The 15696-nt window shown below is 42.8% G+C and carries 6 protein-coding genes and 1 pseudogene; 2 read left to right on the top strand and 5 right to left on the bottom strand.

Annotation, left to right across the window (positions count from 1 at the left end):
* Positions 1-1812: a DUF4105 domain-containing protein gene (locus ACKLNX_RS13095; protein WP_412972685.1), complete on the top strand. Its 1812-nt coding sequence runs from the start codon at positions 1-3 to the stop codon at positions 1810-1812.
* 36 nt (positions 1813-1848) lie between these two features.
* On the opposite strand, the gene ACKLNX_RS13090 is transcribed toward ACKLNX_RS13095, so the two are convergent.
* The 5 genes and pseudogenes from ACKLNX_RS13090 to ACKLNX_RS13070 form a co-directional block, all read right to left on the bottom strand.
* The gene (locus ACKLNX_RS13090) at positions 1849-2868 is read right to left on the bottom strand and encodes a cupin-like domain-containing protein (protein WP_412972684.1); all 1020 of its coding nucleotides are present in this window, start codon (positions 2866-2868) and stop codon (positions 1849-1851) included.
* A complete protein-coding gene (locus tag ACKLNX_RS13085; protein ID WP_412972683.1) occupies positions 2861-3568 on the bottom strand; it encodes a SapC family protein in 708 nt (235 codons plus the stop codon). The genes ACKLNX_RS13090 and ACKLNX_RS13085 overlap by 8 nt, the downstream gene beginning before the upstream one ends.
* 51 nt (positions 3569-3619) lie before the next feature.
* On the bottom strand, positions 3620-5176 hold the full coding sequence (locus ACKLNX_RS13080) for a tryptophan halogenase family protein (RefSeq protein ID WP_412972682.1): 1557 nt from the start codon (positions 5174-5176) through the stop codon (positions 3620-3622).
* Between the two features lie 169 nt (positions 5177-5345).
* Positions 5346-8318 (bottom strand): TonB-dependent receptor, encoded by a 2973-nt coding sequence (locus ACKLNX_RS13075; protein ID WP_412972681.1) that lies wholly within the window; start codon positions 8316-8318, stop codon positions 5346-5348.
* Positions 8319-8993: 675 nt separating this feature from the next.
* Positions 8994-11636: pseudogene (locus tag ACKLNX_RS13070) on the bottom strand (family 16 glycosylhydrolase); the annotation flags it as partial.
* 450 nt (positions 11637-12086) lie between these two features.
* On the opposite strand from ACKLNX_RS13070, the gene ACKLNX_RS13065 reads away from it, so the two are divergent.
* Positions 12087-15572 carry a hypothetical protein gene (locus tag ACKLNX_RS13065; protein WP_412972680.1) on the top strand — a complete coding sequence of 1162 codons (3486 nt, stop codon included), beginning with the start codon at positions 12087-12089 and terminating at the stop codon, positions 15570-15572.
* The last annotated feature ends 124 nt before the right edge of the window (positions 15573-15696 follow it).

Below are 15696 nucleotides of genomic sequence, written 5' to 3'. Positions count from 1 at the left end.
ATGATTTGGCACCAAATAAAAGGCCGATTATTATCGGCCTTTCTATTAATTATTTTGGCTTTCCACAGCCAAAGCTCAGAATCTAACACTAATTTTACCAAGCAATTTGTCAGGCTGCTTCACGCTTCCGAAACATCCAATGGCATTTTCAAAACTGAATTTACTAATCGAAAGCTGTTCAGTTCTTCAACACAATATTTCCGTCCATCAGAAGAAATCGAAGCAACACTTGCCTATTTGGCAGAACTATCAAAGCAAAACCTAGTTGAAGAGTATTACTGTCAGTTCCCTGCCACCTATGAAGTCTTGCAAGCACATGTAAACACTTTGCCTCCAACAAACTTCAATAAGTGTCCTTCCATAGCGTCTAAGTTGGATAATCTTCAAAACATTTCAATCATTTTTGCTGCTGGTTATATGGGAAATCCAGCTTCATATTTTGGCCACATGTTTATCAAATTAGATCAAGGTCAAGCAAATCTAAAATCCGCTACTTTTAACATTGGTGCTACTGTTCCTGAGGGTGAGAATCCTGTTGCGTATATGCTTAAGGGATTGTGGGGATCTTATACAACCGAATACAAAGAGACATCATACTATAAGCAGGCTCACAGCTATTCTCAATTAGAAGGTCGTGATATTTATGAGTATAAACTTAAGTTAGATCCCTATACCCAAAAGCTTTTAGCGCTGCACTTGCTAGAACTAGAATCTATGCACTTTACCTATTACTTTACTCATAGAAATTGCGCTTATGAAATTTTGAAATTTATTCAGGCTTCATCTGAGTTGCCCGAGATGTCATTCAAGCCGCTGTTCTATCCAGTGCATTTGATAGAGTACCTAAACAATAACGATATGATCGCGGATTCAAGTTATTTACCTTCCAATAAGACTAAGTTTTCTAGTCAATATTATGCTCTTTCCGAAGAGGAAAAAGGGCAACTTCAATATACTCTCTCACAACTAGATGACAGCAAGGCGCCTGTGCGTGAAATTGCGAAAACGATTGATGCTGATTTAGCTGAAGTTTTGTCGGTATACGCATATGCTCACTTGGATGAAGATACTGATAAAAAGTTTTTCGATAATATCAAAAAGCTTCGCTTGAGTTTCCCGTTACGAAAGAAATCAAGCCAATCGCCGTTTTTAGAGAAAAACCTTCTAAGTCGCTCACCCATCATGTTTGGTGGTGAATATCTGAACCTGAATGGTATTCATGGTGTTAACTTAAAGTTCAGGCCTGCCCACTATAATCAAACCGATAAGCCAGATGATGTTGCGCAAGGAGGAAAGCTCGTATTCTTGCAAACTGAGCTTATAGTTTCTCCTGAGTTGAGACTACGCAAGCTTGATCTTGTTGATGTTTACAAGAGTGAAATTGGTAAAACCGGCTTGTACGGTGATGATGAGCACGAATGGGCAATGCACCTTGGATATGAAAGCGTCTATTTAGACACCGAACGTTTTGCCAGTCTCTTTTTTGCAAAAGGCTATATTGGCGATAACATGCATATTTCTGGCTCCTTCTGGCTGCAATATGGTGTTGAGGCCAGTATTCGTAACAATGTGGAAGACAATGGTAGTTTTCAAGTGACGCCCAAAGTGAATATTGTGGGGAGTTTAACTTCGAATATCCCAATACACATTTCCTTGGGATATGAAATAAGCCGAATTGCAGGACAAAGCAACCAAGTAACTTACGAAATATCAAGTCACAAGAGAATTTCAAAGAACTTTGGGATTCAAATGAATATTTCTCGAGATGCCTTTGGTCACAGTGGGGGGCTTGGGATTAATTACTATTTTTAGAGTAATTCTGCAGCCATTATTTTGCTTGAAGTTAACCTAACGATTCAGTTTGTTGATCAGCATCGCTCTTAATTGGCGCGCTGTTGAGTCTTTTAGCGGGCTCAATATCCCTTTTCGTTCATCTGGAATATGCGTTTGCTCATCGGGTTCAAACACATAATGATCGAATAAGTGCTTCCATGCTTGGCGTTGATTTTTAGGTAATGATTTGATGCTAAGTAGCGCGTGATAAAGGGCATCATTTGGCACACCCACAAAGTTTTCAACTTGTCGCCACCAATAGTTTATTAAGATATTAAACGGCGCTAGGCTTTCTACATGATGCCACCACATACTGGGGATATATATCGCGTCACCGGGCTCTAATTCGGCCACGAATGCGTGCTTTAATGCTTCCTTGAATTTCGGGAAGCGCGCGTAATCGGGTTTATGAAAATCCACTAAACTCGCCGATTGGCCCGCGGGTGTAAAATCAAGCGGTCCAACATATAGGTTTTCAATTTGCTCAGGTGGGAAAAGGGTAAAGCGACGTTTTCCAGCCACAACACAGGCGATATTGTCTGGCGCATCGTAGTGAGCAGAAATACGACTTTGATTACCTATCCAAATACTAATGAGTGCTTTATTTGACAAGTGTTCTATGTCATTCTCATTTCTAAACCCAGGCATAATGTGATCAACTGCGGTTGATCCAACATATCGAGTCGATGAGTTTACGTCATCAGCCGTGGCTAGGATTTCCTGCATTACTGCACTTAAATCAACTTGCGAACGAGTAAAGTTAAACCCATTAAGTGCTTCGTTATAAAAAAGACGCCCTTTACAAATAGAGTCTGCCTGCATTAGGTGAACTGGACGTTTGTTGTAGAATGAACTGATATAATCTGCCGCCGCACTTGGCGATTTCAGCGCAGCTTCGACAATTGGCCAGTTCGCAACATATCCTTTCAATACAGTCGGCAGTCCAGCCTCAACAATATCGTCGGGGAAGTCCTGAGCGCAATCTAGTTTAACTTCAGGAATACTATTGCTTACTGGCAGCTTTGTCTCAGTCACGTTGATTCTTTCTTTCAATCAGTTTCGTTACGTTCTGCACCGACGCTATCATCATATAAACAGCATGTAAGTAACCATGCTGGTGGAGGCGACCTAAGGCTTCTTTATCAAGCTCAGCGACGTTTTCTTCATGAATGGTGTACAAACTACCAATAGAGAGCTTTTCACCGCTATTTAGCTCGACATTGAGTGTTACCGGCTCTATGAGCGATTCTTGTTGCAATAAATCAGCAAAGGTATCGGTTTGAGGTAGACCTTCATGCAGGGCTTGCAGGATGGAGTTTATATTTTGCAAGTATGGGCTTTGGCCACCTTGTGCCATAAATATTTGTTCACCTTCCGACTCATTCACTCTTGGGCTTTCCATATCAATATGAACAGTCGGTTGGTTGTTATCAGAGCCTTGGAAACCAATTAAAAATGGACGACGCCTAATGCTCAACGGTACGTATTGCGCATGCCATCCCTTGTCATCAACGAATAAATTTTCTTGTTCCTTCAAACCTAGCATTGCAATGATTTCAAACTTCCCAGTTTCGCCATTTTTGCGCAAAAATAAGGGATAATCAGCTTGAGCGAAAGCTAATTCTGAAAGTACTACGCGGGCGTAACTATCGTTATCAAGCATGCTTGGGTGATGTGATGTATTCACCTTAAGGTCTTTGTGTGTCACATTATCTAGTGGTTGGTGCTTCGCCATAAAAACTCTCTTTTATTATTATTTTAGAAATTCATAGGGTGTAAAAATGGCTTAAACCATTTGAAGACCATATGTCTTTATTTTTTCAATTAAGTCACGATTCGTTGGCAAACCATTTACCAGTTTACGCGTGAGCTCTTGGTTTTTCATTAAATGCTGGTGGGCCATTTTCGTATTTTGTGCTTGTTTTGCCGTGAGCTGCTGATCGGTATGAAAACCCATGCCATAAAGCACATACTGATAGCTGGCAGAGGGGAAAACTTCGTCAACATGCGTAAAATCATGGTGCCAAGGTGACTGATGTTGCCATAATTCTAACAATTCTAATAAGCCATCAGGGATAGTTTCTTCACGACAGTTATCAATCCAATAGTCGCTGTCGGTGCGCTTTGTGAGGACATAATGTAACTTCAAGAAATCGATAATGCGATCCCAGCGATATTGGAACTTTTCATTAAAGCGTTTTGCGACAATGTCCATTACATTGCGGGTGGCTGGTAGTTGTTCGCTGATCATCGCTGCCGAAAGTTCAACTAATACCAGTGCCGAAGCCTCTAAAGGCTCCAAAAATCCTGCTGACAAACCTACTGCAACGCAGTTCTTATGCCAAAATACTTTGCGATGACCAGGATTAATATTAATTTTACGTGGGCTCAATTGGCCAGCATTGTCACCTTTGATACCATCGAGATAACGCTGAAGCTCATCTTCCGCTGCGGCCGTTGTTGTATGTGCGCTAGAGAAAACGTAACCCACACCGCGACGAGTCGGTAAACCAATATCCCAAATCCAGCCCGCTTTTTGCGCGGTAGAAATGGTGTGTGATGCAATTGGGCTATCGAAACGTGGATAAGGAACATGAACAGCGAGTGCAGTGTCATTGAATAGCACTGACTTGCATTCAAGAAATTCAATTCCGTAATGCTCGCCTAGTAACATGGACTTAAAGCCAGAACAATCAATGAATAGATCGCCTTCAATCTCGCCATGTTGTTTGGTCGTGAGTGAACGGATATCCCCGTTATCATGACTATTGACGCTGACCACATGATCTAAAATATGTTTCGCACCTAACTTTGTGGTGCAATGCTTTTGCAGAAAACTCGAGAATTTACCCGCATCAAGATGATACGCGTAATTGGCAATATGCGCATACTCAGGCGTTGTATTCTGTTTTGGGGCAAGTCCGTGTTCACACAACTGCCCCTGAAATGACACTGCATCGGCAAAGGAAACGCGATCAGCATTTTCATTCCAAAAGGGCACTAAGTTAACTTCGCTATAGCCTTGTGGTAACACGAGTGGATGATAGTAAGCATCATCGTCGGCACCCGTCACCCATTTAGCAAATTTGGCACCTTGCTTAAATGAGGCGTCACACTCTTTGAAGAAATCAGTTTCACGAACGCCTATTTTTCTTAACGTTCCGCGCATCGTCGGCCATGTGCCTTCGCCAACACCGATTGGTTTTACATCAGGTGATTCAACCAAGGTTACCTGTATACCGTTTTCAGCATTCGCACAGTGTTCGGCAGCGATTACTGCGCAGGTTAGCCAGCCAGCCGAGCCTCCACCAAGTATAACGATTCGTTTGATTTTTTTATCCATTGCCTTGCCTTAAATTTCTTAATATAAGAAACGCGCTTCGATACTACTGCAAACTATAATCTAACGCGAATACTCGATGAAATCTATTACGTATCATTCAACAAATAGGTAAAAAAAAAGCCGATAAATCGGCTTTTTTCGTTCTATTTTCCTCTGGAACGTTCCTAAATTAGAACGTGTAACGTGCTCCCAAAGCATAACGAGGTGCATATTGACGAGCAAAGAGGAACTGATTGCGGTAACGACCGTAACCTTCTTCAACTTCGTTCGTAATGTTGTAGCCCTCAAGGTAGAACGTGAGTTCTTCAGTCATGTCATAGTTCACACTAAAGTCAGTGACATTGGTTTCAGCAACAAACTGCGGAGGAGCATCAGCTGAACCTTGCGCTTGACCTACACCTAACAAATAACTATCACGCCATGTATGAGTCAACTTCACTGACCAATGATCATCTTCATAGAATACTTGGAAGTTAGCAGAGTCACTCACGCCAGTTAATGGTGCTTGAACGGCTAAGCTATTTACATCGTATGCAGAGTCACTATCAACGACCGTAGCATTTACTGAAATACCAAAACCAGTTTCGCCAATCATATGCTGAATAGCCATTTCGAAACCATCAACAACTTGACCTTCAGGGTTGTTAACTGGCTGGTTTACTAACCACTCAACCAATGGGTCATCTTCATTTTGACGAACGATTTGCGTTTGACAACATGCATCGTCTACACCGCCGCCATTTTCAATGATACGCTCCCAAATTGCAGTAACAGTCGGTTGCGTTCCTTCTGCCTCTAACTGAGCAAGAGCTGTATTTGCGCGAGGCCCAATGAAGGGGTCGCGTAAACCATCAAACGTCACAGTGTTAAGACCGTTAGAAATGAAGTTTTTCACGTCTTTACGGAAATAGCCGATTGATGTGTAGCTACTATCCGCGTAGTACCATTCCCAAGCCAAATCAAAGTTAGTCGCTTCATAAGGTTCCAAACCTGGATTACCGGCTGAACCTGTTCGGCTGCCTGGTTTAGGGTTAGGTGATAATGAGCGACCAGCGATCAATGAACCAAGAGAAGAACGAGTAATTGACTTACCCCAAGATGCTCTTACGAACATATCTTCCATTACTTCTAAGCGCAAATCGATTGCAGGAAGGAGAACATCATAGTCCGCGCCACCTGATACTGAAGTATCTCCGCCTTCTTGGAAACGAAGTTGCCATTCTGTTGGGTTGGACCAAACTAAGAAGTCTTCTGCTCGTTGCAAGTTAGTACTTAGCACGTCAGTTTGTTCATAGCGAAGACCGGCATTCACATCAAGTATCATGTCTGAGAATTCGAAGAACATTTCAGTGGTTACGTAAATTGACTCTGTTTCTTCAGTCAATAGTACTTGAGATGTTTGACCTGCAGAGTTGAACGGATCAGTCGTAAAGCCAGGGAAATATCCGGCCATGCGACCAAGTGCTTCTGCTAAATTGAAGTCATAGTAATAGTCGGTTGTTAAGCCGCCACTGCCAGTGAATTCGTCTAGTAAGTCACCGGTATCTTTTCTGGTAAACATGCTATCTGGGAAGATAGCTTGGTTGCCATTGTAGCCATTCGGACCTTGGTTGCCACTAAACCCTGAGCGTCCACCAAAAGTTTGTTCGGTCATTGAAGCACCGAATTTCACCTTGGTTAGGAACATATCTTCAACGGGTAACCACACACCATGTAACTGCAATTGCTCTACACTAGACTCACCCATGCCGCGAGAAAACTGAGCAAACAAAGGATCAAAATCGCCCGCTTGCGCCTCATCTTCTCCATTTGGCCAAACGATATCGAAGTTTGGAACTCCACCAGACGTAAAGTCGTAGGTTTTATTTACAATATTGTTAGGGCCTAGAATTAACAGTGACGCTGCGTTAGTGCCTTTGTCGCGACCATTATCAATCTCAATTTTAGAATCATGGTAATCAAGTTCTAGCTCTAATGTATCGGATACGATCCATTCCCAATTGAAACCAATTGATTGCTGTTCAGTAACAGTTGTTGATGCCGAGCGCGAATGAGCGAAATCGTTATCTGATTCATTAAAGCGAATCGCAGTTCCGTTTTCATCAAGTTCATAACTGTTGACGTTGCCACCAAAGTTAAACCAAATACCAAAACCATAACCTTCAACGGCTTGTTCCGTATCAGCTATCATCGCATCGGCGGTAAAAGTCATTGAATCAGTTGGCGCATATTGCAAGGTTAAATGTGCATTGGTGCGCTGACGTTGGTTGTCATATATATCATATGAGATTTGGCGAGGTAAAAAGGTATTGCCTACTTTGCCATCGCGCACAGGATCCTGCGCTAAATCAGCGTCTTCATCTGCTGCATCTGGGCGAGGGTCAACGAAACTTGTCGCAGAATTGAATGGCCCTGTATTCGCTTGCCACCCCGGAATATTCGCACTTTGCTGTTGGAAATCACGTTCCTGATATGAAGCAGAAAGTGAGACACCAATAGTATTATCAGCGAATGTTTGGCTATATAGAGCTGCAAACTCAGGGGATACATCATCACCTGCAACGTTTGACTGATCATAAATACCTTTAGCAGAGAAAGAGTACTTTAATCCGGGACTCGCTAATGGCTTGGCTGTAATAATATTAACCGTTGCACCTAAACCACCACTCGGTACATCAACACGACTTGATTTATAAACTTCAAGTGCACTAACGCCAGTCGATGCTAGGTTTTCTAAGGCAAACGAGCGTGAGTTACCTGTACCAGGCATCTGACGACCATTCAAAGTGATTAGGTTAAAGCTTGGACCAAAACCACGAACAGTAATTTGGCTACCTTCGTTGTTATTACGGCTAATTGTTACACCCGTAATTCGCTGTAAAGATTCAGCTAGGTTAGTGTCAGGGAATTTTCCCATTTCTTCTGCAGAAATCGCATCAACGATTCCAGAAGAGTTTTTCTTTATATCAAGTGAACGAGCTAAACTGCCTCGAATACCTTGAATCTCGATAACTTCAACTTGTCCACTTGCGACTTCGTCAGCATCAACTTCTTGCGCAATAGCGGGGCTAATGACAGCTGTACTCAATAACATTGAGATGGTGGCTGACAACCGTTTTTTTGAAAATTTAGTGTGTCTCATTATTGACCTACTTTTATTCTGTATGCTTTCTTGTCCCAGCTTATGCTCGTTACAATTAAATTCATTATCTAATTCAAACTGTAACGAGCTGGGACTCCTTTAATAATCGGGTAAGTGAATCTTTTACTGTTCAGTAAAGATCACGTTATCGATACGGTATACTGCGCCTTCACCTGTTTGCCAAGCTGGGAAGACCATTACAACATCGATAGCATTTACATCTAAACCGGCATCAGATAATGTAATTAAATCAAATGTATAAGTCTGCCATTCACCTGTTACTGGTGCTGCACCTTCATTGCTTGCGCTTAATGCAAGTTCTGCAAATGAGGTATTTCCGTCAGCTTCAATTTTCAGTAACCAAGTTGTCTCTCCAGAAGGAGGGCTAACCACTTTCATTTCAAATTGAAACTTACCATTTACTAAAATATCTTCAGCGTTATACGGAGTACCAACATCACGGCTGTAGAAGCCAAGTACCGTTCCAGCATTATCATTTATTTGGAATTGAGCTGTCGCACCGTGTGCTTCATCGTCCATTTCAACTGTCGGTGTAGTACCGCCACAGCAATCCCATAATGGCCATCCTTCGTTCACTTGGTCAGCAAACAATGTTTCAACAGCGCCATTGTCACCGCCGCCTGAACCACCACTGTTCGAACCATCTATGTCAGAAGGGTTACCGATATAAAGGTTATCAACACGATAGACTGCGCCTGCACCGGTCTGCCAAGCTGGGAATATCATGATAACGTCAATTGCACCTAGGTCTAAACCTGCGTCACTTAAGCTTAACAAGTCAAAAGTATATGTCTGCCATTCACCTTCAACAGGTGCTTGACCTTCTTGACTTGCACTTAAAGCAACTTCAGCGAATGACGTGTTGCCATCAGCTTCTACTTTCAATAACCAAGTCGTGTCAGACGAAGGCGCGCTAACCACCTTCATTTCAAACTGCAACACACCTGTCGTTAGTATCGAGCTTGCATCAAATGGGCTGCCAGCATCGCGGCTATAGAAGCCAAGCACTGTGCCTGCATTATCTAAGATTTGGAACTCAGCAACTGCGCCGTGTGCCGCGTCATCAACTTCAACTGTTGGTGTAGTACCGCCACAACAGTCCCACAAAGGCCATTCTGGATTAACACCATCTACGAAGCCTGCTAGTACTGGTCCACTTTGGCCGCCTGAACCTGCATTTGGGTTGTAGATTTTTGCATTATCAACTCGATATACCGCGCCTTCACCTGTTTGCCATGCTGGGAATATCATTACAATATCAATAGCGCTGACATCAAGACCTGCGTCCGATAAAGCAAGTAATGGGAATGTATATGTCTGCCATTCACCTACAGCTGGTGCTTGAGCTTCAGTACTTGAACTTAGCTCTACTTCAGCAAATGAGGTATTGCCATCAGCTTCCACTTTCAATAACCAAGTGGTATCAGAAGAAGGGGCACTTACTAACTTCATATCAAACTGCAGTACGCCAACCGTAAGTAAGTCGGAGGCATCAAAGGCTGAACCTGCATCACGACCGTTAAAGCCTAATACCGTTCCAGCGTTATCTAAAATCTCAAACTCAGCAACAATACCGCGATCTGCATCGTCTGATACTTCTGAAGGAGTTGTTCCACCACAGCAATCCCATAATGGCCAGCTTGGATTTATACCATCTTCAAACATAACCAATTCTGGGAACGTTTGCTCGCCATCTGGTGCTATTGTTACGTTGTCTACGCGGTAGATCGCGCCGCCACCTGTTTGCCAAGCGGGGAAAATCATAATAACGTCGATGTTACTAATATCTAAACCAGCGTCAGACAAAGCTTGTAGTGGGAATGTATAAGTTTGCCATTCGCCCGTTGCTGGGACTTCACCTTCAGTACTTGCACTGAGGGGCAATTCAGCAAACGATGTATTGTTATCCGCTTCAACTTTTAACAACCAAGTAGTGTCGCTGCTTGGTGGACTAACCACTTTCATTTCGAATTTAAGGCTACCTGTTGTGAGCATTCCTGAAGCATTGAAAGGTTCGCCAGCATCACGGCTATAAAAACCGAGTACCGTTCCAGCATTATCTAGGATTTGAAACTCTGCTACCGCACCGTGTTCAGCATCATCCATAACAACTTCAGGCGTGGTACCGCCACAGCAGTCCCATAAAGGCCAGCCTGGATTAACCGCGTCAGCGAAGATAGTAATTGGAGTTGCAACAGCAGGAGGTGGAGGAGTAGGAGATGGCGCAGTGCCTTCTACTAATGCATCGTCTAGGCTATCGTAACCAGGACGAACAGTTTCACAACCTTTACCAGTTCTGCGGTTCAAGCTACATTCGTAAACACGTACGTAATCAACTTCAAAAGATTGGCCATTTGCAAATGCATCGGCGTCAATACCACCTTCATTTACATTTTCAGGCCAACTTCCACCAACAGCTAAGTTTAATATGAGGAAAAAGTCTTGATCGTAAGGTGCGGCGTTATAAAAGTTTTTCTCTTCACCTGTCACTGGATCGAATCCCGGAACGTACCAACCGCGATGTTTCAATCCGACTGGCTCACCTTGGCTATTATAGCGAACATCAGATTGTCTTTGAGTCGCAAACAAATAATCATCCATATACCAGCGGATTTCGCCTTCTTGCCACTCTATCGCATAGGTATGAAAACCATCAGCAGGATTAACACCATTAGGTGGTGTGTACTCTTTGCCTGACTGTTCATTATTCGGAAACAATTTACCGTAATGCAATGTGCCGTAAATTTGTGTTTGTGGAGTGCCATCAGCTCTAGGAACACCTAAGTTAACAGCCTCCATGATGTCCACTTCGCCAGATGTCGGCCATGTATCACCGTAAACACCATCGCTGAACAACATCCAAAATGCAGGCCATGAACCTTGACCAGAAGGAAGCTTCGCGCGCATCTCAACTCGGCCATAAGTGAAATCAAACTTCTCGCTCGTGTTAATTCGAGCTGAAGTGTAGGGCAGTTGTGATCCCTCAGGAGCAGGCAAAGCCACAATGTTTAGCATACCTTCACTTACAAACGAGTTTGCAGGATCATCTGTATAACACTGTCTCTCTTGATTGCCGCCACCTTGACAATTCACTTCATAAGACCAGTTGTTCATGTTAACAGCGTCGCCATCAAACTCGTCGCTCCACACTAGTTCCCAGTCGCTTACCGGCACAGCTGTATCGATGACAGCTATATCAGTATCAGTCGTATCAACTCCCCCACATCCTGCTAAGGAAAGCGAGAGAATGGTCGCCGCGCATATCTTGGACAACGAGCTAAAGTCTCTTTTCACCATGGTTTTCTCCGTATTAATATTCACGCTGCCTAGAACAAAGATGCGCTAGCCAAAGTTGGTTAATTACGAGCGCTAAATCAACAACACGCAACTAATTTGTAACATTTTTAGCATAAATGTTAATCAATTTTTAACAAATGCGGTAAGTTGGTCACCTACAGAGATAAAGTGGATTATCTAATTTCGAGCTCCGATTTGATTTTCTAACCGAGCTCGTTTTACCTTTAATAAAGGGGGATAAATGAATAATTCAACGAATCACTTTGTCCCTAAAACAGTCCGTTTTAACTTATTTGGCTTGCTATCAATTGCCAGATGGACTATTTGAACTGCATATGCAGTAACTTATGAAAAACAAGTTGCGCGAAACAAACAAGCGGCATTTTCTTCTAAATCTTAGGGTACGTTCTAGCCCTAAGCCATGAGCCGAATCAATAAGAGAGTTTTGATATGAGTATTGAGTCATTCAACGATAGCAAAGAAGCAAGAAAGAAGGGCGTGGAAGGTACATTCGTAAAAATGGATGGTGACACCTATTACAAAATTAGTGATGTCGATCAAATGCCTGCATTTTTTATCAGTGTGGTTTCTGATCAAGATCACTGGCTTTTTGCCGGCTCAACCGGTGGCTTGACTATGGGTAGAGTGTCACCTGATAAAGCGGTTTTTCCTTATGAGACCGTAGACAAATTGTATGAGTGCACGCCGCATACTGGACCAAAAACTATCGTTAAGGTTTTGCTAACATCAGGTCAAAGTGTTTATTGGGAACCGTATAATCGGGAGCACGACGACAGATACCAAGTCAGCCGTAATTTGTACAAAAACTTATTGGGCAATGTACTTTGCTTTGAAGAGATTAATTACGATTTGCAACTCGCGTTTCGCTACTCTTGGCAGTTTTCGAGTGAGTTCGGCATTAGCAGACAATGTAAATTAGAAAATCTGGCAGAGCAAGATTGTTCTTTAGAAATACTGGATGGTTTACAGAATATTCTTCCTGCAGGCACCCCTCGTTTTACACAATCGCAATCAAGTAACTTGGTTGACGCCTACAAATGGACTGAAGTAGATGACCAAACCGGTTTAGCGTTATTCACTCTTTACTCTGCCATTACCGATCGAGCTGAGCCGGTTGAGTCACTTCGGGCAAATACAGTTTTTCGTCTGGGCTTAGCAAACTCCACCGTGCATTTAAATGCTAATAGTTTTAAGGAATTTAAAGCGGGTAAAACGCCTAAGGTTGTCGAGCACACTCGTGGTGTTCGCAGTTCTTATATCGTGCACAGCCAATTGAATTTACCGGCTTTAGGCGAAGAACGTTGGTCCATTAATGTTGATGTCGAAAAGGACCAAGCGGATGTGGTTGCGCTAAAACATGCCTTAGAAAACAAAGTTGAATTAGCTGAAAAGCTGCATCAATCATTTCTGCAGGGGAATGATAATTTAGCCCGCATCATGGCTGCAGCTGATGGTTTTCAAGTGAGCGGTGAAGAGGATGTTTCATTGCACCATTATGCAAACACCCTGTTTAATGTGCTTCGTGGCGGTATTTTTTCAGACCAATATCAGATTTCACGTACTGATCTACTCAATACTTTGAAGCACTTTAATAATCACGTTTATCAAAGTAACAAAGACGCTTTAGAACATCTGCCAGAAGATGTGAGTGTGGATGTTCTCATGTCATTCATCGATGAGTTGCGCGACAAACAGTTGAGCAGATTAGTATACGAGTATTTACCCATTACTTTCGGTCGCCGCCACGGTGATCCGAGCCGCCCGTGGAATCAATTTGCCATTGAGTTAAAAGATGACAGAGGACAGCCACTGTTGTCATACCAAGGCAATTGGCGAGATATATTCCAAAACTGGGAAGCCTTGACGCTTAGCTATCCATCATTTATTGAATCAATTATCGCGAAATTCGTGAACGCCTCAACGCTGGATGGTTACAACCCATACCGCATCACGAAACAAGGTATTGATTGGGAAGTTGAAGAGCCAGATGATCCTTGGAGTTATATTGGCTACTGGGGCGATCACCAAATCATTTACTTGCTTAAACTGCTGGAGTCATCAAATAACTTCCATCCTGGCAAATTAGCTTCATTGCTCGAACAATCGGTTTACAGCTATGCGAACGTTCCGTATCGCATTAAACCACTAAATGCGATCATTGATTCGCCGAAAGACACAGTTTTGTTCGACAATGAACTGTCAGAAGTCATTGAACGCAATGTCGAAAACATTGGCGCAGACGGCAAGTTAGTATTGGATGCGAATGGTCAAGTATATCAAGTCTCACTCGTTGAAAAATTATTCATCCCACTGTTAAGTAAATTAAGTAACTTGGTTATAGATGGTGGAATTTGGTTAAACACCCAACGCCCTGAATGGAATGATGCTAATAACGCGTTAGTTGGCCAAGGCTTATCGATGGTGACATTGTGTTATCTAAATCGTTATTTATCTTTCTTTAGTCAACTACTGGAGTCTGTGGAAGCTTCAAACAAGCAGTTTTTGCTGACAGCGGAAGTTGCAGATTGGTTGACCGGAACGACGGCTATTTTGCAAAAGGCGAATGAACAATTGAGCCAAGGTTCTGTGCCACCTAGTTTGCAATTTTCAATCCTCCATGACCTGGGTACTTTAGCCAGTAATTATCGCGAAAACATGTATCAGCATTCAGGTGATTTCAGCAAAAAATCACTCAGTAATGACGCATTAAAAGCTTTGCTGTCTGCGGCGAAGCCTCTAATAGAGCGCAGTATAGAAGCTAACTATGATGAATCGGGTTTATACCATGCCTACAATATTCTTGATATTGACCAAGCATCACTCAAGGTTAGTCATTTAAATCAGATGTTAGAAGGGCAGGTGGCGGCCCTAAGTTCTGGCGCATTAAGCCCAGAGCGAGCTTTGCAGGTTATGGATGCTTTATATGCGAGCGAAATGTATAGAGAAGATCAAAAAACATTCATGTTGTACCCAGATCGAAAACAACAGAGTTTTATCAATAAAAACTGTGTTCCAAAGCACGACGTTAGCAGTCATCCACTGTTAACTCATATGCTGGAGAACGGCGATTATAGGTTGATTAAACACGATGCCGACCACAACTATCGATTCGCTAGCGAGTTGACCAACGCGAATGCTATTAAAGCACTTTGGCCTTCAATCGTTGAAGAATACCCAGATTTCGCCAATGATAGTGCGTTGAAAACCTTACTAAAGATTTACGAATCAGTTTTCAATCATAGCGCATTCACCGGCCGCTCTGGCGGGATGTTTGGATTTGAAGGTTTAGGATGTATTTATTGGCACATGGTATCTAAGCTGCTCCTTGCTGTTCAGGAAGTGGCTATTCAAAGTTTTAATAAGCAGGGTAAATCACATACATCACAAGCCTTAATTGCACGCTACTATAAAGTACGTGAAGGCATTGGTTTTAATAAAACACCTGAAGAATATGGCGCGTTCCCAGCCGATCCTTATTCACACACTCCAAAGCATGCTGGAGCACAGCAGCCAGGTATGACAGGTCAAGTTAAAGAAGAGCTAATAACTCGTATGGGAGAGCTTGGTTGCTTTGTCTCTGACGGTAGGGTTAGCTTCGATCCATTCTTGTTGAGAGCTCAAGAGTTCACAACCGAAGCCAATGAGTTCCGATACCTTGATGTTAGTGATACTTGGCAGAGCATTGAGCTCGAAAGTGAACGCCTTGCCTTTACCTGGTGCCAAGTGCCGATCGTTTATTCCTTAACGAATGACGAGGATACAAGCATCACAATTACTACTGTTGATGGCCAAAACCATAGCGTGTTAAGCAATGAACTTGATTCAAGCTTCAGTAAGATGCTGTTTTCGCGTTCAGGGAATATTGTTCGAATTGATGTTTCGATCAGTAGAAGTCAACTTTACGCTGAGAAGTGAGTTTTACGTAGCCGCAAAATTCATTGTTTAATACAGCAATAAAATCTTCACAATAGTGCTGCGGGTGCATCAATGCATCCGCTGTATGAAGCAGATCCTCACCTTCGCAACTAAGACACGATCT

The sequence above is a fragment of the Glaciecola sp. MF2-115 genome, assembly GCF_047250385.1.
Lineage (GTDB): Bacteria > Pseudomonadota > Gammaproteobacteria > Enterobacterales > Alteromonadaceae > Glaciecola.
The sequence above is the reverse complement of the archived record's forward strand: the minus strand, read 5'-3'. Positions and strand labels throughout refer to the sequence as shown.

What these genes read in the sequence shown, in the direction of transcription:
- ACKLNX_RS13095 (WP_412972685.1), top strand. Translation starts at nt 1, where the DNA reads ATGATTTGGCACCAAATAAAAGGCCGATTATTATCGGCCTTTCTATTA.
- ACKLNX_RS13085 (WP_412972683.1), bottom strand. Translation starts at nt 3,568, where the DNA reads ATGGCGAAGCACCAACCACTAGATAATGTGACACACAAAGACCTTAAG.
- ACKLNX_RS13080 (WP_412972682.1), bottom strand. Translation starts at nt 5,176, where the DNA reads ATGGATAAAAAAATCAAACGAATCGTTATACTTGGTGGAGGCTCGGCT.
- ACKLNX_RS13075 (WP_412972681.1), bottom strand. Translation starts at nt 8,318, where the DNA reads ATGAGACACACTAAATTTTCAAAAAAACGGTTGTCAGCCACCATCTCA.
- ACKLNX_RS13065 (WP_412972680.1), top strand. Translation starts at nt 12,087, where the DNA reads ATGAGTATTGAGTCATTCAACGATAGCAAAGAAGCAAGAAAGAAGGGC.